Here is a 22,939-nt window from a genome sequence, read left to right as displayed (position 1 = left end):
GAAGGGCGTCGGCTGTCGCGACGGTATCGTCCATGCTCACGGGCGCCCGAGTGCATGGCGGGCAAGCTGCAAGTACGGTTCCACCGCGTCACCGGGCGAGGCGTGCGCCTGTCCAGGGTCGCCCGCGGCACGCATCCGGTGGTCGATGCCTGCGGAGACGACGGCGATCTTGTAGTAGGCCAGCGCCATGTGGAAGTCCCAGTGGGCGAGGGTGACGCCGCGTGCGGCCTCGTACTGCGCAGCAAGGCTCGGCACGTCCGGGAGCCGCGGGCTCGACCACGCACCCGGGACGCCGAGAATGAGATCGAATCCCGGGTCGCGGTAGGCGCACATCATCGCCACGTCGGCGGTCGGGTCGCCGAGAGTGGACAGCTCCCAGTCCACGACCGCGGCGACCCGCACCCGGTCGGCAGGCGAGTCGGCGCCCAGGTCCACGATGGTGTTGTCGATGCGGTAGTCACCGTGAACGATGCTGCTGGCGTCCTGTTCGGGTACCGCGGCGGCGAGCCGACGGCTCACGTCACCTGCCAGCGCGCTCAGCCGATCGACTCCCACGATCTCCCACTGTCCGGACCAGCGCTTGAGTTGACGCTGAGCGTAGCCGCCTGGTCGTCCGAGCCCTGACAGTCCCACGGCGTCGTAGTCGACGCGGTGCAGGGCGGCGAGCGTTTGCACCAAGCGATCGGCGACAGCGCAGACCGTCGCGTCGTCCAGTTCGTCCAACTGATTGCGGGTCTGCACGCACAATCCCGGGACGAACTCCGCGATGGCGAAGGGGGCGCCGATGACGGACTCGTCCTCACACAGGGCCACCGTCGGCGCCACTGGGACGTCGGTCTGCAGCAGGCTCGCCGTGACGCGATACTCCCTCGCCACGTCATGAGCCGACGGCGTCCGACCGGCGCGAGGCGGAGTGCGCATCACCCAGCGCCGGTTGCCGTCGGTGAGGAAGTACGTCAGGTTGGAGCGTCCACCGGTGATCAGACGGGAGCTGAGTGGACCGGCCACCAACTCGCCGGCTCCCTCGATGATCCGCGAGATGGAAGCGAGCTCGGCACTGCTCAGGACCGTCGAAGACGCCCTCACGCGATCTCTCGCTCTGCGGGTTCGCTGACCCAGCCGCGGCGGGGAGACGCTCGCTCGCGGCGTACGGGCGGGCGACGGAACGGGTCGAGTTCGCCCACACTGCTCGACAGTGTGTGGAGCCGCAGATCAACCATCTACCGACTCTTCCCAGCGTCTGTCGCCTCGTACGGCAGATCGACCAGGTCGGCGAGTCGGCCCCGGTGCTCGCCCGGATGTCCCAATGCGAGCTGGGCGGCCTTGGCGCGCTTCAGGTACAGGTGGACCGGGTGTTCCCAGGTCATGCCGATTCCGCCGTGGAGCTGCAGCGCCTCCTCGGCAGCTGTCACGGCGAGGTTGCTGCAGTAGGACGCGGCGATGGCGGTCGCGACCTCGGCGTCGCTGTCGTCGGCTGCCAGCGCCGCGGCGGCGTACCGGGCCGTTGCCGTGCCCGACTCCACACTGACGTAGAGATCGGCGAGTCGGTGCTTGAGTGCTTGGAAGCTCCCTACCGGCCGCCCGAACTGCCGGCGTTCGCGCAGGTAGTCGACCGTGCCTGCCAGACACCACGAGGCAACACCGACTTGCTCCGAGGCAAGCATCGCGGCGCCCGCGAGAAGGGCTGCGCGCACGCTCGCGGCGGCGTCGCCCCGCACCCGCGAGCCCGGGGCAGCGTCAAGAACGATGTCCGCGAGCTGTCGGGACATGTCGAGGGAGGGGACTGCTGCAACGGTCGCCTCGGACACGGGAACGGCATAGATCGCCAGTCCGTCGGCCTCGTCGACCGGGATCAGGAGCACGTCCGCCTCGAGCGCTCCGGCGACGCTGGACACGGAACCGGTCACCGTGCCCTCGGTCGCGGCGAGGCTGGGCACCGGCCCGTACGGCGCGGTGGCGAAGGGCACCGCGAGCGCCGCCGTCGTCACACCCGCCGCCAGGTCGGCCACCACCTGGTGGCCTGACCCGGTGACGGCGATGGTCGCGACGACGGCACTGGTGAGGAAGGGGACCGGGGCCGCCGCCCTGCCCAGCTCCTCACACACGGTGGCGGCCTCGCGCGCGGATGCTCCGGATCCGCCTTCGGCCTCGGGGATCAGAAGGCTAGCGAGTCCGAGGTTCTCGGCCAGCGCCCGCCACAGCGGTTCGACGATCGTTCGGTCACCGTCGTACATGGCGATCACCGCCGACGGACCCAGGCGGTCCTCGAGCAGGTCCCGGACCGTACGCCGGAGGTCGTCCTCGACGTCGGTGTACAGCAGGTTCAGCTCAGTCACTTCGCCAACTCCCTGAACGGAACGTCACGGTCGACGCGGTGCTCCGGCGGCAGACCGAGCACCCGTTCGGCAATGATGTTGAGCAGGATCTCCGAGGTGCCGCCCTCGATCGAGTTGCCCTTCGCTCGCAGGTAGCGATACCCCGGACCGCGTCCGAGGAAATCGACCTCCAGCGGGCGCCGCAACGTCCAGTCGTCGTAGCGCAGGCCCTCTTCACCGAGCAGCTCGAGCTCCAGGCCGCTGAGTCGCTGGGCGAGCCGTGCGAAGGACAGCTTCATCGCCGCGCCCTCCGGGCCCGGCTGACCCACCGCGAGCTTCTGGCGCAGTCGCTGACCGGTCAGGCGAGCCGCCTCCGACTCCACCCAGAGCTCCATCAGGCGGCCGTGCAGGTCGGGCCGCCGCCGGGCGGGGTTGGCCCGCCACGACTTCGCGACCACTCCGACCATGCCGCTCTCGCGCGGCACCGGTCCCCCGCCAATGGCGACACGCTCGTTGTTGAGCGTCGCATTGGCGACCTTCCACCCCTCGCCGACGGCCCCGAGGCGCTGGGAGTCGGGAATCCGGACGCCGGTGAGGAACACCTCGTTGAACTCGGACTCCCCGGTGATCTGCCGAAGTGGGCGCACCTCGATCCCGGGGTCGGTCATGTCGCAGATGAAGTAGGTCAGGCCCGCGTGCTTGGGAACGTCGGGGTCGGTGCGTGCAAGCAGGATGGCGAGCTGGGCGTTCTGCGCCGACGACGTCCACACCTTCTGGCCGTCGACGACCCACTGGTCACCGTCTCGAACGGCTCTCGTGGCAACCGCGGCGAGGTCCGACCCGGCGCCGGGCTCGCTGAACAGCTGGCACCAGACCTGCTCGCCTGTCCACAGCGGACGCAGGAAGGTGTCGAGCTGGTCCTCGGTTCCGTAGGCCATCAGGGTGGGGGCGGCCATGCCGAGCCCGATCACGTTGATCCGCGGATGGTTGTCGGGGGCGCCCGCCTCGGCGAACCTGGCGTCCACCTGCTGCTGCAAGTCCGGCGCGAGGCCGAGTCCACCGCGACCTATCGGGAAATGGACCCACGCGAGGCCCGCGTCGAAGCGAGCGCGCAGGAACTCGACGCGGTCGGTGGTCACGGGGTCGTGCTCGGCCAAGAAGGTCGTGACCTTCTCGGACAGCTTGTCCGCGACATCGGTCTGGGTGCTCATCGCTCCTCCGGGTCATTTAGGTGGGGGTTCGGGACGTGGTAGGAAGGCACCGACGAGTCCGTGCACCGCTCGAGACGCTGCTGGGCGGCCAAGAGCTTGAGGTGGGCGTCGGTCTCCAGCACGGCAAGCATGGCGTTGAAGACGTCAAGGCTGGACAGAGCGAAGCCGCGGCGGGTCCACGGGATCTCCGCCGCGACCTCCGCCGCGGTGCGGCAGCCACCGGCGACCAGGTCCTCGCACACACGCAGCCGCTCGTCGTGGTGGGCCAGCAGCTCGTCGATGCGCTGGTGCGTACTGGTCGCTGCGGGCCCGTGCGCCGGTAGCAGCATCATGTCCGGCAGTGCGCGCACCTTGGCCAGCGAGCTCAGAAAGTCGCTCAACGGCAGCGGCGACGGCACGGGCTCGAAGCCGATCGACGGCGTGATGGTCGGCAGCACGTGATCGCCGGAGAAGAGCAGGCCGGAGGCAGCATCGGCGAAGACGTAGTGACCGCGGGTGTGACCCGGCGTGGCGAGAGCCGTCAGCGTGCGCCCGCCGATGGCGATGTCACCATCACCGTCCAGCCACTCGTCGGGTCCGTCCCACAGTTCGGTCTCGACGCTGTGGTCGGCGGATTCGGTGCGCCATCCTTCGGCCAGGTCGGCCGCACCAGCTTCGACCAGCCGCCGATATTGCGAGTCGACCACGCTCTTTCCCGAGTTGAAGTACTCGATGGCGTCGCGATCGCCGATGCCAAGCGACACGCGGGTGCCGAACTCCCGTCGTACGGTCACGGCTTGCGTGTAGTGGTCGCGGTGGGCGTGGGTGACGAGGAAGCGGGTGATGTCGCCGACCTCGTGGCCCAGTCCGTGCAGGGATGCGTCCAGGGCGCGCCGCGACTCCTCCAGCGCCCAGCCGGCATCCACGCACACCGGGCCGTCGGGAGTGCGGATGAGATAGACGTTGACCGCCCGGAGGGCGTCGTTAGGCAGCGGCAGCGGGATGCGAAAGACCCCCTCGGCAACCTGCTCGGCGGTCGGCTCGGTCCATGCCGGGGGGATATTCATCCGAGATCTCCCACTTCACCTGTGCGGAGGCGGTAGGACGGCGGACGCCTCATGCCTGCCAAATCTCTCGAGCGTCGACGAGCTTCGGGGTCTCCGCGTCCACCTCAGGGACCATCTCGATCTCGGCTCGCAACTTGATCTCGTCACGCAGGGTGCGCAGCAGGTCCCCCTGCTGTTCGTCGGAGAGGGGTTCGACGATCTCGAGCGTCAGGGTGTCCTGCCCCGCCACGCGTCTGATCACCAAACGTCCTACGCCCAGACCATGACGTTCCAGGGCAGCGCGGACGTGGTGCTCGTAGACGAACATCCCCCTGACCTTCACACCGGGACCCACGCGGCCGAGCACTCCTGCGATGCGCGCCGACGTGCGGCCGCACTCGCACATCTCGGTACTGACGACCCGCGTTAGGTCTCCCGTGGTCAGCCGCAGGAAGGGGTAGGTGGGCGAGAAGGTCGTCACAGCCACCTGGCCGATCTCCCCTTCCGGAACCGGTTCGCCGGTGGCGGGGTCGAGGACCTCGATCACCTTGTCCTCGGTGAGGTGCATGCCGGCGCGGGCCTCGCACTCTCCGGCGAGATATCCGAGATCAGCGGTCCCGTAGAGTTGGGACACACGTCCTCCGCGCGACTCCAGCACCGCGCGCTCGTCCTCAGTGAGCTTCTCCGCTGCGACGCAGGCCGTCGTGAAGTGCCAGTCGGCACGTTCGACCAGCATCCGCAGGAACGACGGGGTACCCATATAGCCGGTGACGGGCAGGTCCTTGAGCAACCTGGCCTGCTGTTCGGTGTTGCCCGTGCCCGCCGGTACGACCACGCAGCCGAGCGACAGAGCACCCGATTCGAAGGCGTGGCCGGCAGGCGTGAGGTGGTAGGCGAACGTGTTCAGCACGATGTCACCGCGCGCGAACCCGCCCGCTCTCAGGCCCCGAGCGAAGCCGCCGATGTCGGTGGTGCCGAGCTGCGCGTCGTAGATGGGACCTGGCGACATGAAGACCCGCGAACTCGACGTCAGGTCTCCGATGAAGAACCCGCCGAACGGCGGGTCCTCCGCCTGCAAGGCCACCAGATCGCTCTTCGCGACCGGCGTCAACCGGGTCAACACGTCCGGTGCGCCGAAGTCGGTCGGCGATACGTTCGACCCTTGCAGCCGCCGCCGCCACGCCGGCGACGCATCCCACAGCTTGGGCAGCAGCGCGGAGATCCGCCGCTGCTGGGCCTCGCTGCGCTCCTCCGGGCGACGGGTCTCGTCGGGATCCTGGACCGTTGAGAGGTCGTTCATCCCAGCCACCTCTTTCGGCGCCGATATGTCTTCACGTCTCGGTAGCTCTTGCGTTCGCCGACCCCGCTCAGGCCGAGGTAGAACTCCGCGACGTCCTGGTTCTGCCGGAGCTTGTCCGCAGGCCCTTCAAGCACGATCCGGCCGTCCTCAAGTACGTATCCATGATGGGCGATCTGCAGGGCGGCCTCGGCGTTCTGTTCGACGAGGACGACTGTCACCCCTTCTTCCCTGTTCAGCCGTTCCACGATCTCGAAGATCTCCGAGACCAGCACCGGCGCGAGCCCGAGGCTCGGCTCGTCGAGCAACATGACGCGGGGGTGCGCCATCAGCGCACGGCCGATGGCGAGCATCTGCTGCTCGCCTCCCGAAAGGAAGCCTGCCCGCTGGTTGCGGCGGTCGGCCAACCGAGGGAAGTAGCTGTAGATCATCTTCAGTTCGCTCCGGCTGCTGCGCATGGAACCCGCGGTGTATCCCCCCGCAAGTAGGTTCGCCTCGACACTCAGGTGCTCGAAGACACGACGTCCCTCGAGCACCTGCACGACGCCTTGACGCACGATGTAGTCAGGCGATCGTTCTCGAAGCGAGTTGTCCCCCCAGGTGATCCGGCCGCGAACCACCTCTCCGCGTTCGTGAGCGAGGAGGCCTGAGATCGCTCGAAGCGTCGTCGTCTTCCCCGCACCGTTGTTGCCCAGCAACGCCACGATCTGACCCGCCGGGACGGTGAGGGACACCCCCTTCAGAACGAGGGCGACACGGTTGTACACGACTTCGACGCCATCCAGCTTCAGCATCCTCAGGCCTCCTGTGCTCGCGTTACGTCAGCTGACGTCGGGCTCGTTGGTCACGGGAGGGCCGGTGATGCAGTCGCCAACCCGGTCCCAACTGCCGTCGCGGATCTCGTAGATGTTCACGGCCCTGTTGCCCGAGTGGTCCTTCTCGCTCATCGTGATCGGGCACGTGACGCCGTATCCCTCGTAGCCGTCGATGGACTCCAGCGCCTGCTTCATCACCTCGCCGGTCACCTCGCCGTCGTCGCCGACGATCTCGAGAGCCTGACGGATGCCCTCCTCGATCACCGTGGCGATGTAGAGACCGTTGCCGTACAAGGAGTTCTCCTCGAGCACGGGGTTGGGGTCGGAGCCGCTCTCCTCCCAGTAGTCGCGCAGCATCTGTACGGCCTCGGGCTCGTCGGAGGGCAGCGTGGACATGGACGCGCCGAACTTGCCTTCCATGCATTCCGCTCCGGCGCCGTTGATCTCGTTCTGGGTGATGGCCCAGTGCCAGGCGCCGACCGGCAGGTCCGGAGCCTGGTCGCAGAGACCCTTGAGCAGCAGCACCGCCTGACCGAAGATGGCGGCGTGCAGCACGACGTCGGCGTCGAGAGCGACGGCGCCACGCACCTGGGCGTCGACGTCGGCGGCGGCAGCGGGGATGACCACCTCGCCGGCGAACTCGGCGCCGAGGCTCTCGGTCGCGTTCTTCACTCCCTCGCAGTACTCACGGCCCGGCGGAGGCTCCCAGGCAACGCATCCGATGCTGATGTCGCTGCCCAGCTCGTCGACCTGCTGTTGCACTGTTGCCGTCGCCTGGTGTGCGTAGAGTGGACCGGCAGGGAAGGCGTAGGGGAACGCCTCACCGTCGACTGTGTCGAGGTTTCCCTGGCCGGGGAAAATGATCGGGATCTTGGACTGCTCCGACACCGGCGTTAGGGCGTCACTCAGGGCTGTGCCCTCGACCGCCACCATGACGGCCCCGGACTGCTGGAAGCGGGCGAACGCCTCAAGTGCTGGGGGCACCTCGTACTTGGTCTCGATCTCCTCAATCTTCACCTTCCGGCCATTGATGCCGCCGTTGGCGTTGACCATCTCGAACCAGTCGTTGACCGCCTCGCCGACGCCCTCCCCCACATTGGCGATCGCACCCACGCGGGCTCCGGCGACACCGATCACGATGTCTTCACCCGAGCTTCCCTCGCGGCCCTCGCCGCCGCCGTCGTCCCCACCACACGCGGTGGCGAACAAGGCCAGCCCGAGTGCGAGCGAAACACCTTTCGTCATTCTTCGCTTCACAACTTCTCCAATCATCGGTTCGATCGATAGTCCGAGACGTGTTCACACGCAGGCCGCCCCATCAGTACGAGAAGGGCCACATTCGGAAGTAGTCCTTGACATTTCGGAACAACCCGTAGAGCCCACGAGGCTCGAGGACCAGGAAGAGCAGGATGGCGACACCGAAGAGCATGGTGAGCAAGTGCACCTCCACGCTCGCCGAGAGCTCGATGCCCACGGCCGGCAACAGGTCACGCAGCCAGATCGGCAGCATGGTGATGAAGGCGGCGCCGAGAAGAGATCCGGGGATGGAGCCGAGGCCGCCGACGAGGATCATCGCCAGGTACTGCACCGACAGCGCGAGGGTGAAGACCTCGGTCGAGACCAGGCCGGCGTTGTAGCCGTACAGCACCCCGGACAGTCCGGCTATCGCCGACGAGATGAAGAAGGCCAGCAGCTTGTAGCGCAGCGGGGACACCGCGGAACCGGCGGCCGCGATGTCCTGGTCACGGACCGCGATCATCGCGCGCCCGGAACGCGATCGCATGAGATTCTCCACGAACATGACCACCAGTGCCAGGGCGATGAAGACCATTAGGTACTTGCCCGTCGGCGTCGTGGTGTCGAGGGGCCCGACCTGGATAGGCTCGAAGATCACGATGCCTTGAAACCCGCCGGTGATCCAGGTCCAGGACGAAAGGATCCACTGCACGATGTATTGGGCCGCCAGCGTCGCAATGGCCAGGTAGAGGCCCTTCACCCGCAGCGAGGCGAGCCCGAAGATTAGCGAGAACACCCCCGCGGCCACCATCGCCGTCGGAATGGCTACCCAGAACGGCGCATCCGCGCGTGAGACGAGCAGCCCGCTGGTGTAGGCGCCTACGGCGGCGAAGGCAGCGTGACCGAGTGATATCTGGCCCGCGTAGCCCACCAGCACGTTCAGCCCGGTGGCGCCCACGGCAGCGATCCCGACCAGCGTCAAGACGACGAGCCAGTACGGCGAGGCGACCAGGGGAACGACCACGAAGGTGACTGCCAGGACCGCCAGGATCCAGATCCTGCGGTACGGCGTTCCGTAGACAGCGATCTCCTCGGCGTACTTCTCGTGGAACCGACCGGTCTCCATGGCGATGAGTGCCACTGTCAAACCCTTTCGATCTCGGGCCTGCCGAACAGGCCGTAGGGACGAACGAACAGCACGAGCAGCAGCATGATCAGCGGGGCCACGGTGCTGAATCCAGCACCCAGGTCGTCATTGAGGTAGCCCGCGGAGAAACTTTCGACCAGGCCGACAACGATCCCGCCAATGACGGCGCCGAGGATCGACTCAAGGCCACCGAGGATGACCACGGGGAAGATCAGCGCACCGAGCACGACCAGTCGGCTGTCCACACCCAGCAGTGAGCCCCACACGTAGCCGGCGAGTGCCGCGATCCCCCCGGCCATGGCCCAGGACACGGCATTGACCAGGCGGATGTTGATGCCCAGCGATTGGGCGGCGACCCGATCGTCGGAGACCGCCTGCATCGCGAGTCCGAGACGGCTGCGAGAGAAGAAGAAGCCGAACGCGACAAGCAAGATCAGCACCATGACTGCGGACCAGAACGTGATCGTGGGAATGGAGATGCCGAACCATTCGTAGCGTCGCTGGTCGATCAAGCTCGGGATCGAGCGGAGACCGTCGCCCCAGATCATCGGCACCAGGCCGCGGATGATGGACCCCAGGGCGATGGTGGCCATCACCAGGGCGAGCATGGACTCGTTCTGCAGCGGTCGCAGCGCGAACCGTTCGATTCCTGCGCCCACCACCATCATCACTACGACGGTCGCCGGAACTCCCAACCAGAACGGAACGCCGACATCGGTGAGCAGCCACGACACCACGAACGCACCGAGGACGACCACCTCGCCCTGGGAGAAGTTGATGACTCCGCTGCCCTTGACGACCACGACGAAACCCAACGCAAGGAGCGCATAGAGCATCCCGGTGAACACGCCAGAGACCATCAGCTGCGTGAACTCGCTCATCAGGCCCGCACCCCCTGCACAGATTCGACCGGGACATCGACCAACGTGAGCTGGGTATGGATGCGCGCCTTGCGGCCGTCACGGTAGGTGACCTCGGCGTCGACATCGACCTCTGTGCGATCGGAGTAGAGACCGTCGATGATGAAGGCGTAGTTCTGCTCCACCTGGGCGCGACGCACCTTTCGAGTACGCGTCATCTCAGCGTCGTCGGCGTCGAGCTCCTTGTGGAGGATGGCCAATCGGGGCACCCGCATGAAGGTCGGCATCTCGGAGTTCACCCGCGCGGTCTCCTCCCGGATCAGCTCGATGACCTCCGGGCGCTGGGAGAGGTCGGTATAGGTCGTGTACGGGATCCGTTGGTTCTCGGCCCACTTGCCGACCACTTCCCCGTCGATGTTGATCAACAGAACAGGGAACTCACGCTCGTCGCCGAAGCAGACAGCTTCTCGCACGTACGAGGAGAACTTCACCTTGTTCTCGATGAAGGTGGGGCTGAAACGCTCGCCCGAGGTCAACGTGGCCACGTTCTTGGAGCGGTCGACGACGACCAGGTGACCGTCGTCGTCCAGGTAGCCCTCATCTCCCGAGCGGAGCACATCGCCGATGAATGCCTCGTCCGTGGCCGGTCGGTTCTTGTAGTAGCCCACGAAGACGCTCGCGGATCGGTGCGCGATCTCACGATTCTCCGTGATGACGATCTCGACGCCGGGTACCGGACGGCCCATCGTTTCGGGCTTCATCTTGTCCCAGTGAGTCGTGGTGATGCCGACCTCCGTCTGGCCGTAGACCTGCTTCAGCGGGATGCCGAGGGCGTGGAAATACTTCATGACATCGATGCCGAGCGCGGCGCCACCGGAGTAGATCCGCTCCGCGCGGAGCAGACCCAGATGGTCCCGCAGCGGACGGAACACCACGAACTCAGCCACGGCGACCTGGGCTCGAGTCCACCCGCCCGCCTTCTGTCCGCGGTACTCGCGTTCGGCGCGTCGCTGCCCCACCTTCATCCCCCAGTGGTAAACGGAGCGCTTCAACCAGGTGGCCTCCCCGATCCGGACGTCGATCCACGAGAGATAGTCCTCCCACATACGTGGTGACCCGAGCAGCTGATGTGGCCCTATCTCTCGGATGTCGTTACGCAGCGTTTCCGGCCCTTCGGCGAAGTTGAGCCGGTAGCCCTCCATGATGTGGCCCGCGGTGGAGAAGTAGCGTTCGCCCGCCCACGCCAGCGGCAGGAACACTAGCCGTTCGTACTCAGCCTTCATCGGCTCTGCGAGGAAGAAGTTCTTCACGCCTGCGATGACATTGAGATGGGTCATCATCGCGCCCTTCGGCTCCCCAGTAGTCCCCGAGGTGTACATCAGAATCGCGATGTCGGAGTTCTTGCCACGCGCCACGCTCTCGCCGTACTCGTGTGGATTCGCCTCGGCCCGTCGAGCACCCATGGCGAGAACCTCGTCGAAGGAGATCGCCACCTTGGAGTCGTAGAGCGACATTCCCCGCCCATCGCAGTAGATGATGCGCCGGAGTCCAGGCAGTTGATGCTGCATTTCGAAGAGCTTGTCGGCCTGCTCCTGGTCGCGCACCACCACCACCGGACACTCCGCGTGCCCCACGATGAAGGCCACTTCCTCCGGAGATGACTCCGGATAGAGGACTACGCCGGCACCCTGCAGCGACTGAACAGCGAGGTCGGTGATCAGGTGCTGCGGCCAGTTGTCGCCGATGATCGCCACGTTCTCACCCGGTTCCAGGCCGAGTTCAAGCATGCCAAGAGCCAGGTGCTCGATGCGCTCGCCGTACTGTCGCCAGGTCATCGGCTTCCAGATGCCGCGATCCTTCACTCGGAGCGCGACGGTGTCCGGGGTGTCGACGAGACGCTGCAACAACAGTTGCGGCATGGTCTGCTCGGGGTAGGTCACCGTCTCGGTCATCGGCCGGTCGCCTCGCCGTTCACGGCCTCAGCGGGCGCACCGATGTAGGCGGCGATCACCGCCGGGTCGGCCCTTACCTGCTCCGGCGGTCCTTGAGCGATGAACCGCCCGAAGTCGAGCACCGAGACCCGATCCGAAATGTCCATCACCACTCCCATGTCGTGCTCGATCAGGATCACGCTGATCGCCGATTCCTGACGGAGCTCGAGGATGTAGCGCGCCATGTCTTCCTTCTCCTCGACGTTCATGCCGGCCATCGGCTCGTCGAGGATCAACAGGCGAGGCTCCTGGGCGAGAGCGCGACCTAGATCGACACGCTTCTGCAGTCCGTAGGGCAGGAGGCCCACCGGGGTGTTGCGGATGTGGGGCATGTCGAGGAAGTCAACGATGTCTTCCACGGCCGCGCGCTGCCGCAGCTCCTCGCGCTTGCTACGGCCGTAGAAGATGCCGTTCGACAGAGCCCCGCCCTTGAGGTGGCGGTGCCTGCCCAGCATGAGGTTGTCGATAACGCTGAGGCCTTGGAAGAGTTCGATGTGTTGGAAAGTGCGCGCGACCCCCAGACCAGCGACGCGATGCGCGGGCAGCCCCGTGGTCTCTCGACCGAACAGAGAGATGTTTCCCTCCTGGGGCCGGTAGAAGCCGGTGACGCAGTTGATGAGCGAGCTCTTCCCGGCGCCGTTCGGCCCGATGAGCGCGGTGATCTCGCCGGCGGCGGCATTCATCGACACATTCGAGAGCACAGTGAGGCCGCCGAAGCGAAGTGTCACTCCGGTGACTTGGAGCGTATTTTCCGGACTCCGGTCCACAATCAACTCCCAGGCTGTTTTTCGACTAATGAGTCAGTGATCGAATTATCGTGGCGATCGTCACATTAAGCAAGGGTCTGGCGCCATCACGGTGTGAGAAAACGACCCGATCCCTACGCGTGACCATCTCCGGGCGGGGCGCGCCCCTTCTAGGCCGCGGCGGACCTCGCCGGCACGATCGATCGATAGACGAGATGGAGAACGCTGTCTCCTCATACGGCGACTGGTCCAGTCCATCCCTGGGCGCGCGGCGGCAGTCGTACCAGCACCACCGCGCGTGCCCGTCGGGTTCAGGGTGACGCTGCCAGGGCTACGCCCACATACCGGCCGATGCTCCCCACTTGGGCGAGCGACGTAGCTGCTGCGCGACGATCTTGCGCTGGACCTGGGTGGTGCCTCCGCCGATCATGAAGAGGCGCGCATCGCGGTACAGCCGTTCCACTTCGTACTCGCGGCAGTACCCGTAGCCACCGTGGATCTGGACGGCGTTGCTGGTCACCTCGTTCGCCAACCGGCCGGCGACGAGCTTGCCGATCGAGCCTTCGGCGATCGACGGCCTGCCGGCGTCGGAGAGGGCCGCCGCGTGCCGGTACAGCAATCGACATTCCAGGAGTGCGGCGCCCATGTCAGCCAACATCTCGCCGACGGGTGCGAGGTCCGCGATCGGGCCTCCGAAAGCCGTTCGCTGACCCGCGTACGCCGAGGAGAGTTCCAGGGCGCGCTGCGCCATGCCGGCGGTCATGGCGGGAATGGCCAGGCGCTCGTAGTCGAGCACATCCATCGCAACCTCCCAGCCCTCGCCGACCTCGCCCAGCCGGTCGGTGTCCTCCACCCGCACGTTGTCGAAGACGAGTTCGCACGTCGGGGACGACCGCAGCCCCATCTTCTCCAGCACGCCGGTGACACTGATCCCCGGAGCATCCATCGGAATGACGAAGGTCGTCAACGTCTCCTTGACCCCCGTGCCGCCGGTGCGGCACAGCAGGAGCACGGCGTCGGCGATGCTGGCGTTGGTGATGAACATCTTCGTGCCGCTGATCCGCCATCCGTCGCCATCACGGACCGCCTTGGTGGTGATGTTGGCGACGTCGGAGCCGGTGTCCGGCTCGGTCACGGCCCAGGAGGTGATCAGCTCGCCTGCCGCGATCTTGGGCAGCCAGCGTGACTTCTGCTCATCGGTGCCGAACGACATCAACGCCCGGGCGGTCAGGTAGGTCGGCATGGTGGACATGGCGAGGCCGGCGTTGTGGTAGGCGAAGGCGTCGACCGCCTCGTGCAGGGCCAGGCTGCTCGGGCCCGTGCCGCCGTACTCCGGCGAGATCACCGTTCCGTACAACCCGATGCGACCAACTTCCAGCAGCAGGGACCTGATCAGCTCCATGTCCTGGGGGTGCGCGTCCAGTTCGCTGCTGCGTGGCAGCACCTTGTCCCGACCGAACTTGTGGATCACTGCAGACCAGTCGGACGTGGCCTCGTTGTGGGTGTGGGTGGACATCTTTGTCTCCTCGGTTCTAGTTGTCCTGCGCGGTGAAGCGCAGTTCGGTCCACGACTCGCGGTCGAAGTAGGTCGCCGCCACCCGCATCCCGATGCTCACTGCCTCCGGCGGGCCTTCGATGCGGGCCGCGATCCTGGGCCCGTCCTCAAGGTCGACGACGGCGATGGCGAAGGGGAGGTCGGCCTCGAAAGCCGGGTGGAACGTACGGTGCAGGACGATGAACGAGTACACCGTGCCGACTCCGGACAGCACCTTCTCCTCTCCTCCGGGTTGCCCGCAGTAGGGGCACGAATCGAGCGGAGGAAAGCGAACCTTGCCGCAGGCCGCGCATCCCGGCAACCGTACTTCGCGTTCGGCTAGTCCCTGCCAGTAGGCGGCGCTGTCGGGATCGACCTGGGGAGCTGGCGGTTGGGCGTACTCAGTGGGGTTGGACACGGATTCTCCTGGCTGATCAGCTGGGCTCAGCGCCCGGTGAATTGGGGGGTGCGCTTGGACTCGAACGCGTCGAGACCCTCGGGGGCGTCGGAACTGGTCAGGCAGTACCGGGCGGTGACCTCGCGCTCCAGGCGCATGCCGCCGGGTATTCCCGTGCCTTCCCAGTACGCGGCGTTGAGGACCTGCTTCGCGTTGCGCACGGCCAGCGGCGACTTCGCCGCCACCTGCTCGGCGAATCGGAGACCAGCCGCCACCAGGTCGTCGTCCTCGACGACCTGCGAGACCAGGCCCCACTCCAACGCCTCCTGTGGCTTGAGCATGCGACCGGTGAAGATCAGCTCTCGCGCCCGGGCGGGTCCGACGGCGCGCGGCAGCAGGGTGAGGACCCCTCCGCCGCCCATCTGACCGAACGGGAGGTGGGCGTCACCGATCCGCGCGGACGCCGAGGCGAGCGCCAGGTCGCACGAGAGAACCAGCTCTATACCTCCGGCGACCGCTATTCCGTTGACCAAGGCGATGTAGGGCTTGGGGTACTGGCTGATAGCGGCGAACGTCTCATGGATGTCGGCCAAGAACTGCGGAAAGTCCTGGGTGTCGCGCTGAAGCTGTTGGTACTTCTTCATGTCGCCCCCAGCGCTGAACGCACGTCCGGCGCCGGTGATCGCCACGACGCGGACCTCGTCGTCGTGTCCGAGCTCGTCGAAGGTGGTTCTCAGGTGCCTGACGGTGTCCCAGTCGAGCGGGTTCATCTCATCGGGGCGGTTGAGGGTCACCAACGCCATCGCTCCGGGCCCGGAACTCAACGCCATCCGTTCCACGAGCAAGGTGGACGTCCGGGTGGTTTCCGAGTGCGTTGCTGTCACTGCTGGCTCCTTCGGTCTGTCGCATCGCATCGTCGATGCTGCGTGCGTCCGCCCTAGCGCGGCCGTCCTACTGCAGCTAGAGTCTCAACCTGTCGGTCGAACGTCAACCCTATGGTCGTATTAGGAAGGAAAGCGCGTGACGCAACCGCTGCACTTCGGGGTAGGGATCAACAACTTCGGGTCGCCCCTGCGAACTGCGAGCGATGTGATCGGCTCTGCAGTGTTGGCCGAGGAGCTCGGGTACTCGTCGGTGTGGTTCGGCGACCACTTGAGCTTCCACGTCCCGCTGTACGAGTGTCTGTCGATGATGGCGGCCACCGCGGTCGTCACCCGCAAGGTGACGGTTGCGTCGGGCGTTCTGCTCGGGGTGCTCCGGCATCCAGCCTGGGTCGCCAAGTCCGTATCCACCATCGATGCACTCAGCGAAGGACGGGTACTCGTCGGTCTCGGCGTGGGCGGAGAGAATCGAGCGGAGTTCGAGCTGGCCGGCGTACCGTTGGAAGAGCGTGGCCGCAGGACCACCGAACTGATGAGGTCGCTGCGCGAGATGTGGCTCGCTGACAACCCGCATGGCCTCCAGCCCCCTCCGGTGCAGAGCCGGATCCCGCTGTGGCACGGCGGACGAGCGGACGCCGCACTCGCGCGCACGGCTCGGTTCGGCGACGGCTGGCTGGGGGCTTTCGTGACGCCGGAGCGCTACGCCGAGCGGTGGTCGGCACTGGGCTCGCTGGCGGCTGACGCCGGCCGCGCGCCGGAAGAGTTGACCCCCGGCCTGCACGTCTACATCCGCGTGGACGACGATGCCGACCGCGCGTGGCGCGAGGCCAGCGCCTTCATCGGCGACGTCTACGCCATAGACCCCGAGCCCATGCGCCGCTACTGCATAGCCGGCAACGCCGATCAGTGCGCGGACGAGATCGCCGCCTTCGTCGAGGCTGGCGTCACCCACGTGATCTGTCGGATCGCCGGAAGCGACCTGGAAGACCAGATGGCCCGGATCATGGAGGTGGCCGCGCGGGTCCGCGCACGGTTCGAGCCGGCCGTGACAACTGAGGAGATGGCATGAACCGACGCAGCAAGGTGATCGACGTCGCTTCCGCGGCAGACCTGGTGAGTGACGGTGACCTGGTGGCGATCGGCGGCATCCACGCGCACGCGGCGCCCATGCCGATCATCCGCGAGCTCGCCCGCGCCGGACGGCGCAACCTCCGGCTGCTGCCGAACGTGTCGGCGGGGCTCCCCGTGGAGGTCCTCATCGCCGCCGGGACCGTCGCCGAGGTCTACACGGCATACGTCGGGCTGGAGGACTTCGGGCTGGCGCCCGCGTTCCGCGCAGCCGCCGAGAGCTCCACGATCGTCGTGCACGACGTCGACGAGCCGTTCACGATCTATGGGCTCAAGGCGGCGTCGGCGAACCTCCCCTTCATGCCACTACCGCGCGGCCACGAGGCCACCGGCACGCGCTCGTTGTCACCGGAGCTCTTCCGCACCGTGGTGGACCCGTACTCCGGCAACGAGCACGTCGCCATTCCTGCCATGCGACCGGACGTCGGCATCGTGCACGCTCCGCGCTGCGACCGCTTCGGCAACGTCTTCTTCGACGGTCCGATCTATCAGGACGACCTGATCCTGCGGGCGTCGAGGACCGCGATCGTCGTCACGGACGAGATCGTGCCCGACGACTACGCCGCGTCCGGCCGGCACAAGGAGGTCACCGTTCCGAGCTTCATGGTCTCCGCCGTGGTCGCTCTCCCGTTTGCTGCGCATCCCACCTCCTCGGCGGGTCACTACGGGCGCGACGAGCGGATGCTTGAGGACTACGTGCGCTCGCCGGAACAGTGGATGGCGCGCTACGTGAGCGAACCACAGGATCACCACCAGTACTTGGAACGCGTGGGAGTGGAGCGCCTCGTCGGCACCCTGCGTGTCGACCACCAGCCGCGCGCGGACAGGAGCCAGGCATGACCGAGACGTGTACGACCAGCGAGCTGATGGCCGTCACCTTGGCGCGCGGTTTGCGCAACGAGGAGTGGGGTGCCTGTGGCGCCAACTCGCAGATTCCGATGGCGGCCTTCCAGCTCGCCCGCCTGATGCACGCCCCCGACCTCAACTGGCTCAGCGGCGGCGGCGGTGCGATCAACTCGGCGGCGCCACTGGTGAAGTCGACTGCCGACCCGGTGACCCTCGACAGCGCGGAGCACTCCTTTCGGCTCGAGGACATCGTCGACTTCGAGCTCGGTGGATGGCGCAAGGCGCCCACCGTGGGGATCTTCGGCGGCATGCAGGTCGACCGCCATGGGAACGTGAACATGGTCGGTATCGGACGCGACTACCCGAAGCTACGGGTCCGCGGTCCAGGAACGGTCGGGTTGGTCTTCGCGGCCTACTTCACGCGCACCATGATCTTCGTGCAGCGCCACGACGCGCGGATCTTCGTCGACGAGGTGGACCATGTCAGCGCACCCGGGCGCACGGCTGCGCGTCGAGAGTTCTGCGACCCGCATTCCGACGGCCCCCAACTGGTGGTGACTCCGCTGGCGGTCTTGGACTTCGGCGATGACGACACGCTCCGGCTCAAGTCGGTGCATCCTGGGCACACCCCCGACGAGGTCCGTGAACGCACCGGGTTCGACCTGCCGTCGTCGACACCCGGCGAGGTTCCCCTGACGCCGTCGCCGACCGACGAGGAACTCACCATGCTCCGCGAACGGGTGGATCCCGGCGGTGCGCTGCGACGCCTGCGCCTGGACTGAGGCGAACGACCCTCTTGGTGCGGCGGCCGGCGGCCCGTTCGGGCCGCCGGCCGCTGTCGCGGATCACCGGTGCCGGCGCCCCGGCACGGGTCACCCACTACACCTTGAGGCCGAGGCTTCGACCGATCAGCATCTGCTGGACCTCGGATGCACCTTCACCGATCGTCATCACCCGGGCGTCTCCATAGAGTCGCGTCACCGTCGAATCCATCATGAAACCCGCTCCACCATGTAGCTGCGTGGCGTCGTAGGCCACCTTGTTGCAGATCTCGGAGGCGACCATCTTGCACATCGCCGCCTCCTGCTCGTAGGCGTGGCCGTGGTCCATCTTCCAACAGGCGTCGTAGGTGATCGACCGGGCAGCTGCGGTTGCCGCAGCCATCCGAGCGACCTTGAATCCGACGGCCTGGTGGTCGCCGAGTCGCTGGTTGAACGATTCGCGCGTCTTGACGAATTCGAGCGTGGCGTCGAGGCACCCCTGGGCGATACCGACCGAGGCCGACGCGATCGGAAGTCGGGCCCAGGTGAGGAAGCCGAGCGCCTCTCGGTATCCGCGACCGGCCTCGCCCAGGAGGGCGTCTGGCCCCAGGCGGACGTCGTCGAAGTACAGCGGGTGCGTGTCGGAGGTACGCCAACCGATCTTGTCGTAGGCGGGACCGACCTCGACGCCCGGCGCATCCAGAGGGACCAGGAAGGCCGACACCTCGGGGCGACCGGGCCGGCCGGGACCGGTTGCGGCGAAGAGGATCACGTACTTCGATCGCGGCGTGCCCGGGTTGGTGATGAAGGCCTTCGATCCGTTCAGGCGCCACCCGTCGCCGTCCCTCACGGCGGCGGTACGGATGTTGCCGGCGTCGGAGCCACCGCTGGGCTCGGTGAGACCGAAGGAGATGAAGATCTCCCCACGCGCCGCCCGGGGAAGGATGTCCTTCTTCTGGTCGTCGTTGGCGAGCCGTTCGAACAGTGCGCAGGCGATGCCTTGCACGTGCGCGCTGGCACCGACCCCTCCGTCGACCCGAGAGATCTCCTCGACGGCGAGGCAGAACGAGGTGATGTCGGAACCGGAGCCGCCGTACTCCTCGCTCACGCGTAGCCCGAAGACGCCCAACTCCCCCAACCCGTCGACGATCGATTCGTCGAACACAGCGTCGATGGTCCGCTGCGCGACGGTGGGCGCGAGCACGCTGGTGGTGAAGTCGCGCAGCACGGTTCGCCACGAGCGGTGGTCGTCGGTGAAGCACCAGGGGACGTCGAGCTCGATCCCCTGCTGTGAACTGTCGGGCATGGTCACTCCTTCATGAATCAGTCGGCTAGGGCCCAATGGAAGTCGGTGACGAGCCCGGAGCGCTCGTCCCCGAACACGGCAGTGACGGCGGCACCGATGTGCATCCGATCCAGCGCCACGTGGTAGTCACTCAGATCTATCCCCTGGAGCAGGTTTCCGATGGCTGTGTCCGCGCCTTCGGGGCGCGCGTAGACCAGGGCGTACGGCGGCTCGGGATAGCCCGGGAAACTCGTGTACCCGATGGTCGCGGCCTCGATGACGGCGCGAGGCCCCACGTCCGGCCAGTCGTCGGAGGTGGGGACGAAGCATTCCTCGCAGAAATCACGGGGAGGCACTCGGATCCGGCCGCAGGAAGGACACGGTGACGCCGTCAGCACGCCACGATCCCGCACGGTGGTGAGGAACCGGCTCGCCGCCGGTCCCGCCGCGTGCCGGAAATCGAGGTGCCAGGCCCCCGGGATCACCACATGACTGGTCAGGGCGTCGCTCATGGTCAGCTCCTCTTCACGAAGCCATCGAGTTGCTCGCGGACGTTCGGACTCGTGGTGATGTGGTCGAGAAAGAGCTCTCGTTCACGCGACATGGCGACTGGTGGCGGCTCGTCCTCGGCACAGCGGGCCATCTCCCGGACCGCGGTCATCGCGACCCTGTCCCGTGAAGCGAGCCGGTTGACGACGCGGTCGAGCTCGGACTCGAATTCTTCCGGCGGCACCGCCAGCGCGGCCAGGCCCCATGCTCGAGCCTGGTCGCCCGAGATCATCTCCCCGCTCTGCAGGAGCCAACGGGCGTAAGCCCGAGGCAGGGCACGGACCAGCCGGACCGAGCCGCCGGCACCGGGCAGAAGAGCGTGCTCCAGGTGCCGGTCCCCGATGCGGGCTTCGGTGGACGCGAACACCACGTCGCACGCCAGCAGCATCTCGCAGCCGCCGGCGACCGCGTACCCTTCGACGGCCGCCAGACTCGCGAACGGGCCCGCTTCGATCGCATCGAGGACCTCGCTCAGCCGTGTCACGTAGGCCTCCAGTCCCTTCTGGTCGCCGATCAGGCCACGCACGAGGTCGAGGTCGGCGCCTGCGCAGAAGTGCCCGCCGGATCCACGAACGACCAGCACCGACGCGTCTGCACGCGCCATCTCGACTGCGCGCTCGAGCCCCTCGATGATGCCGAAGTCGATGCAGTTGCGCACGTCGGGCCGGTCCAGCCGCGCATGCACGACGCCACCGACACGATCGATGAGTACCTGTCCTACCCGGGTCACGAGTCCTCCCCTCGAAGTACGGCTACGCCCGCGAACTGGATCGAGCCGCCAGCACCGGTCACAACGGCGGTGCGACACCCGTCAACCTGATGATCCCCGGCGCGCCCGCGGACCTGGAGCGCCCCTTCGGCGAACCGTACGAGGGCGCTGACACTGATGGGAGCCGCGCAGAGCACGCCGCCCGAGGGGCACACAGGGATCTCGCCGCCGCGATCGAACCGGCCCTTCTCCGCATCGGCGATGCCCTGGCCCGGTTCCGAGAACCCGAGCGCCTCGACGGCGATCGGCTCCATCGTGGCGAAGGGGATGTAAGGCTCCGCGACGTCGATCTGACGAGCCGGGTCGGTGATGCCCGCTTGGGCGTAGGCGTCCGCCGCGGCACGCGAGAGCTCGAGGAACGAGCCGTGATCGTTGTCCCCGGCGGCACCCATCTTGTCGCCCAGGAAATAGGTGTTGGAGCGGGCCGCGAAACCGTCGATCCACGCCACCGGTCGGGCCATCGTGGCTGCGCACTCGGCCGAAACCATCACCACGGCGGCGCCGCCCGAGGTCTGGGGACAGGCCATGTCGCGCCGGATCGGTGCGAACAGCAGTGGGCTGGAGAGCACCTCGTCGGGGGTGACGGGCTTCCGCAGCTGCGCTAAGGAGTTGAGTGCTCCGTTGTTTCGCAACCTCGAGGCGACCTGTGCCCATGCCTCCTCTCCACGGCGCAAGCCGATGCTATGGCGATGGAGATAACGCTGGGCCTGTAGCGCGGACATCGAAATTGTGTTCAACGGCAGGCGGGCCTCGTAGGCCGGATCCCAGATGAGGTTGAGGACATGCTGTGCCGACTGTTGGGAGTCGCCCATCTTGTCGGCCCCGACCACCAGAGCGCATTGGGACTCTCCGGCAGCGATGGCCCACCAGGCCATCTGCACCGCAGACGTGCCAGTGGCTCCACCGGTCTGCACCCTCACCACTCGCTTCCCGCGAGCGGCAAGCACGTCGACGAGCTCCTGCTCGGGATGTCCGATGCCGTACAGGGCGTCCGGGCCTTGCGAGAGCACCACCAGATCGACGTCGGCCATGCTCACATCTGCGTCGACCAAGGCAGCGACGGAGGCATCACGAATGAGTCCGAAGAGGTCGGTGTCGGGTCGGCGAGTGCGCATCGGCGTCATTCCGACGCCCACGACGCCGGGTCTGGTGAGGCTCATAACGGCGCCGCCAGCACGGTGAGCGAGTGCCCCTGTCCGGCCCGACCGTACGAACAGTGCGCAAGTGCGCTCACAGCCCCGCGCTCGACTGCCTCGGCGGCGCACACGATCCGTTCGAGTCCGGCAGCATAACCGGCGTTGCGGCGGAACAGCCCGCCTGAGGGCTGCAGGTGCGGCAACCCGCCCTCGATGACGGCGTCGGCGACCTCGCTCGGCTGCCCCAGACCGAGCGCGCTGGCGGCCATCACCAGACGGAACACCGTCCGGTCGGTGGTCTCGATGACCTCGGCATGGGCGGGGTCACTACCGGTGCGCGCCAGTATCCGCTGCCGCAGCCTGCCCACCGGGTCTGGATGCTGCTCGAGAGGCAGCGCGCTGTCGGTGGCGAAGTCGACAGCCTTGATCTCCACGCGCGCCCCGTCAGCCGAGACCAGCACCGCCACTGCGGCCCCGTCGACGGGGGCGACGTGCGCCGCCCTGAGCGGGGTGAACCAGAGCCGGTCGTCGTCGGCTTTGTCGGGGGCCAGGAACGCCGTGAGGGAGTCGAAGCGGTCGGCGCTGAGTCCGTGGGCTTCCAGCCAGCGAGTGACCGCCAGGGCCTCGGCCGCCAGCGGGTGCGCGCCGACGGGTCTGGAGAACACCGGCTCGGGGTCGGGCGAGACGGCATTGAGGGGATCGGACTCTGCGGGGCTGTGCCAAGAGACGACGAGTACCGCTCGGTCGGCTCCCGATGAGACGCGCCACACCGCCGAGGCGAGTGCGACGCTCGGATCGTCGACGACCTTCGTCTCGTCTCTGAGATAACCCCCCGCCGGCCCGGCCATGTGCATCGACGAGATCAGCCGGCCGTCCCAGGCGTCGGAGCCGGCGAGCACCACGCCGGTGACGTCGGCTCTGCTCAGACCTGCGTGGTTCAGGGCGGCCCGCGCCGCGAGGTGGACTCCGAGCGGCACGTCGAGACGCTCCGGCCCACTTCCGCACGCCGC

General features: G+C 67.1%; 22 protein-coding genes. 3 read left to right on the top strand and 19 right to left on the bottom strand.

Annotated features, from left to right (window positions below):
• Positions 1-36: 36 nt before the first annotated feature.
• The 14 genes from K4G59_RS17830 to K4G59_RS17765 form a co-directional block, all read right to left on the bottom strand.
• A complete protein-coding gene (locus tag K4G59_RS17830; RefSeq protein ID WP_308189432.1) occupies positions 37-1,008 on the bottom strand; it encodes a phosphotransferase family protein in 972 nt (323 codons plus the stop codon).
• A gap of 212 nt (positions 1,009-1,220) precedes the next feature.
• The gene (locus K4G59_RS17825) at positions 1,221-2,336 is read right to left on the bottom strand and encodes an acyl-CoA dehydrogenase family protein (protein ID WP_231252408.1); all 1,116 of its coding nucleotides are present in this window, start codon (positions 2,334-2,336) and stop codon (positions 1,221-1,223) included.
• On the bottom strand, positions 2,333-3,526 hold the full coding sequence (locus K4G59_RS17820; RefSeq protein WP_231252407.1) for an acyl-CoA dehydrogenase family protein: 1,194 nt from the start codon (positions 3,524-3,526) through the stop codon (positions 2,333-2,335). The genes K4G59_RS17825 and K4G59_RS17820 overlap by 4 nt, the downstream gene beginning before the upstream one ends.
• Positions 3,523-4,572 (bottom strand): MBL fold metallo-hydrolase, encoded by a 1,050-nt coding sequence (locus K4G59_RS17815; RefSeq protein ID WP_231252406.1) that lies wholly within the window; start codon positions 4,570-4,572, stop codon positions 3,523-3,525. The genes K4G59_RS17820 and K4G59_RS17815 overlap by 4 nt, the downstream gene beginning before the upstream one ends.
• Before the next feature lie 49 nt (positions 4,573-4,621).
• Positions 4,622-5,851: a phenylacetate--CoA ligase family protein gene (locus K4G59_RS17810; protein WP_231252405.1), complete on the bottom strand. Its 1,230-nt coding sequence runs from the start codon at positions 5,849-5,851 to the stop codon at positions 4,622-4,624.
• On the bottom strand, positions 5,848-6,642 hold the full coding sequence (locus K4G59_RS17805) for an ABC transporter ATP-binding protein (RefSeq protein WP_231252404.1): 795 nt from the start codon (positions 6,640-6,642) through the stop codon (positions 5,848-5,850). Before K4G59_RS17805 ends, K4G59_RS17810 begins: the two co-directional genes overlap by 4 nt.
• A gap of 27 nt (positions 6,643-6,669) precedes the next feature.
• Positions 6,670-7,908 (bottom strand): ABC transporter substrate-binding protein, encoded by a 1,239-nt coding sequence (locus tag K4G59_RS17800; protein ID WP_231252403.1) that lies wholly within the window; start codon positions 7,906-7,908, stop codon positions 6,670-6,672.
• 73 nt (positions 7,909-7,981) lie between these two features.
• Positions 7,982-9,040 carry a branched-chain amino acid ABC transporter permease gene (locus K4G59_RS17795; protein ID WP_231252402.1) on the bottom strand — a complete coding sequence of 353 codons (1,059 nt, stop codon included), beginning with the start codon at positions 9,038-9,040 and terminating at the stop codon, positions 7,982-7,984.
• Positions 9,041-9,042: 2 nt separating this feature from the next.
• Positions 9,043-9,927 carry a branched-chain amino acid ABC transporter permease gene (locus K4G59_RS17790; protein WP_231252401.1) on the bottom strand — a complete coding sequence of 295 codons (885 nt, stop codon included), beginning with the start codon at positions 9,925-9,927 and terminating at the stop codon, positions 9,043-9,045.
• Complete coding sequence (locus K4G59_RS17785) at positions 9,927-11,858, bottom strand: AMP-dependent synthetase/ligase (RefSeq protein ID WP_231252400.1); 1,932 nt, start codon at positions 11,856-11,858, stop codon at positions 9,927-9,929. The genes K4G59_RS17790 and K4G59_RS17785 overlap by 1 nt, the downstream gene beginning before the upstream one ends.
• Positions 11,855-12,625, bottom strand: a complete 771-nt coding sequence (locus K4G59_RS17780) for an ABC transporter ATP-binding protein (RefSeq protein WP_231252399.1) — start codon at positions 12,623-12,625, stop codon at positions 11,855-11,857. Before K4G59_RS17780 ends, K4G59_RS17785 begins: the two co-directional genes overlap by 4 nt.
• Positions 12,626-12,974: 349 nt before the next feature.
• A complete protein-coding gene (locus tag K4G59_RS17775) occupies positions 12,975-14,159 on the bottom strand; it encodes an acyl-CoA dehydrogenase family protein (RefSeq protein WP_231252398.1) in 1,185 nt (394 codons plus the stop codon).
• A 16-nt stretch (positions 14,160-14,175) separates the two neighbouring features.
• Positions 14,176-14,595 (bottom strand): Zn-ribbon domain-containing OB-fold protein, encoded by a 420-nt coding sequence (locus tag K4G59_RS17770; protein ID WP_231252397.1) that lies wholly within the window; start codon positions 14,593-14,595, stop codon positions 14,176-14,178.
• Between the two features lie 26 nt (positions 14,596-14,621).
• Positions 14,622-15,368, bottom strand: coding sequence for an enoyl-CoA hydratase/isomerase family protein (locus tag K4G59_RS17765; RefSeq protein WP_231252396.1), 747 nt, complete (start codon positions 15,366-15,368; stop codon positions 14,622-14,624).
• Positions 15,369-15,594: 226 nt separating this feature from the next.
• Between K4G59_RS17765 and K4G59_RS17760 the strand changes: the two genes are divergently transcribed.
• Genes K4G59_RS17760 through K4G59_RS17750 form a run of 3 tightly spaced genes read left to right on the top strand, consistent with a single transcriptional unit; the run spans position 15,595 to position 18,211 of the window.
• A complete protein-coding gene (locus K4G59_RS17760) occupies positions 15,595-16,524 on the top strand; it encodes an LLM class flavin-dependent oxidoreductase (RefSeq protein ID WP_231252395.1) in 930 nt (309 codons plus the stop codon).
• The gene (locus K4G59_RS17755) at positions 16,521-17,423 is read left to right on the top strand and encodes a CoA transferase subunit A (RefSeq protein WP_231252394.1); all 903 of its coding nucleotides are present in this window, start codon (positions 16,521-16,523) and stop codon (positions 17,421-17,423) included. The genes K4G59_RS17760 and K4G59_RS17755 overlap by 4 nt, the downstream gene beginning before the upstream one ends.
• A 26-nt stretch (positions 17,424-17,449) precedes the next feature.
• The gene (locus tag K4G59_RS17750; protein WP_231252393.1) at positions 17,450-18,211 is read left to right on the top strand and encodes a hypothetical protein; all 762 of its coding nucleotides are present in this window, start codon (positions 17,450-17,452) and stop codon (positions 18,209-18,211) included.
• Between the two features lie 97 nt (positions 18,212-18,308).
• Here K4G59_RS17750 and K4G59_RS17745 read toward each other — a convergent pair whose 3' ends face one another.
• Genes K4G59_RS17745 through K4G59_RS17725 form a run of 5 tightly spaced genes read right to left on the bottom strand, consistent with a single transcriptional unit; the run spans position 18,309 to position 22,906 of the window.
• The gene (locus K4G59_RS17745; protein ID WP_269210372.1) at positions 18,309-19,496 is read right to left on the bottom strand and encodes an acyl-CoA dehydrogenase family protein; all 1,188 of its coding nucleotides are present in this window, start codon (positions 19,494-19,496) and stop codon (positions 18,309-18,311) included.
• A 17-nt stretch (positions 19,497-19,513) separates the two neighbouring features.
• Complete coding sequence (locus K4G59_RS17740; protein WP_231252391.1) at positions 19,514-19,987, bottom strand: Zn-ribbon domain-containing OB-fold protein; 474 nt, start codon at positions 19,985-19,987, stop codon at positions 19,514-19,516.
• Positions 19,988-19,989: 2 nt separating this feature from the next.
• Complete coding sequence (locus K4G59_RS17735) at positions 19,990-20,754, bottom strand: enoyl-CoA hydratase/isomerase family protein (protein ID WP_231252390.1); 765 nt, start codon at positions 20,752-20,754, stop codon at positions 19,990-19,992.
• A complete protein-coding gene (locus tag K4G59_RS17730) occupies positions 20,751-21,953 on the bottom strand; it encodes a thiolase family protein (RefSeq protein ID WP_139227540.1) in 1,203 nt (400 codons plus the stop codon). Before K4G59_RS17730 ends, K4G59_RS17735 begins: the two co-directional genes overlap by 4 nt.
• Positions 21,950-22,906, bottom strand: coding sequence for a beta-ketoacyl-[acyl-carrier-protein] synthase family protein (locus K4G59_RS17725; RefSeq protein WP_231252389.1), 957 nt, complete (start codon positions 22,904-22,906; stop codon positions 21,950-21,952). The genes K4G59_RS17730 and K4G59_RS17725 overlap by 4 nt, the downstream gene beginning before the upstream one ends.
• Positions 22,907-22,939 lie beyond the last annotated feature (33 nt).

The sequence above is a fragment of the Nocardioides furvisabuli genome (assembly GCF_021083185.1).
GTDB lineage: Bacteria > Actinomycetota > Actinomycetes > Propionibacteriales > Nocardioidaceae > Nocardioides > Nocardioides furvisabuli.
Note: the sequence above shows the minus strand (reverse complement) of the source record. Positions and strands in the feature narration are given on the sequence as shown.

What these genes read in the sequence shown, in the direction of transcription:
- K4G59_RS17730 (WP_139227540.1), bottom strand. Translation starts at nt 21,953, where the DNA reads ATGAGCCTCACCAGACCCGGCGTCGTGGGCGTCGGAATGACGCCGATG.
- K4G59_RS17820 (WP_231252407.1), bottom strand. Translation starts at nt 3,526, where the DNA reads ATGAGCACCCAGACCGATGTCGCGGACAAGCTGTCCGAGAAGGTCACG.
- K4G59_RS17745 (WP_269210372.1), bottom strand. Translation starts at nt 19,496, where the DNA reads ATGCCCGACAGTTCACAGCAGGGGATCGAGCTCGACGTCCCCTGGTGC.
- K4G59_RS17740 (WP_231252391.1), bottom strand. Translation starts at nt 19,987, where the DNA reads ATGAGCGACGCCCTGACCAGTCATGTGGTGATCCCGGGGGCCTGGCAC.
- K4G59_RS17755 (WP_231252394.1), top strand. Translation starts at nt 16,521, where the DNA reads ATGAACCGACGCAGCAAGGTGATCGACGTCGCTTCCGCGGCAGACCTG.
- K4G59_RS17785 (WP_231252400.1), bottom strand. Translation starts at nt 11,858, where the DNA reads ATGACCGAGACGGTGACCTACCCCGAGCAGACCATGCCGCAACTGTTG.
- K4G59_RS17775 (WP_231252398.1), bottom strand. Translation starts at nt 14,159, where the DNA reads ATGTCCACCCACACCCACAACGAGGCCACGTCCGACTGGTCTGCAGTG.
- K4G59_RS17815 (WP_231252406.1), bottom strand. Translation starts at nt 4,572, where the DNA reads ATGAATATCCCCCCGGCATGGACCGAGCCGACCGCCGAGCAGGTTGCC.
- K4G59_RS17790 (WP_231252401.1), bottom strand. Translation starts at nt 9,927, where the DNA reads ATGAGCGAGTTCACGCAGCTGATGGTCTCTGGCGTGTTCACCGGGATG.
- K4G59_RS17800 (WP_231252403.1), bottom strand. Translation starts at nt 7,908, where the DNA reads ATGACGAAAGGTGTTTCGCTCGCACTCGGGCTGGCCTTGTTCGCCACC.
- K4G59_RS17805 (WP_231252404.1), bottom strand. Translation starts at nt 6,642, where the DNA reads ATGCTGAAGCTGGATGGCGTCGAAGTCGTGTACAACCGTGTCGCCCTC.
- K4G59_RS17810 (WP_231252405.1), bottom strand. Translation starts at nt 5,851, where the DNA reads ATGAACGACCTCTCAACGGTCCAGGATCCCGACGAGACCCGTCGCCCG.
- K4G59_RS17750 (WP_231252393.1), top strand. Translation starts at nt 17,450, where the DNA reads ATGGCCGTCACCTTGGCGCGCGGTTTGCGCAACGAGGAGTGGGGTGCC.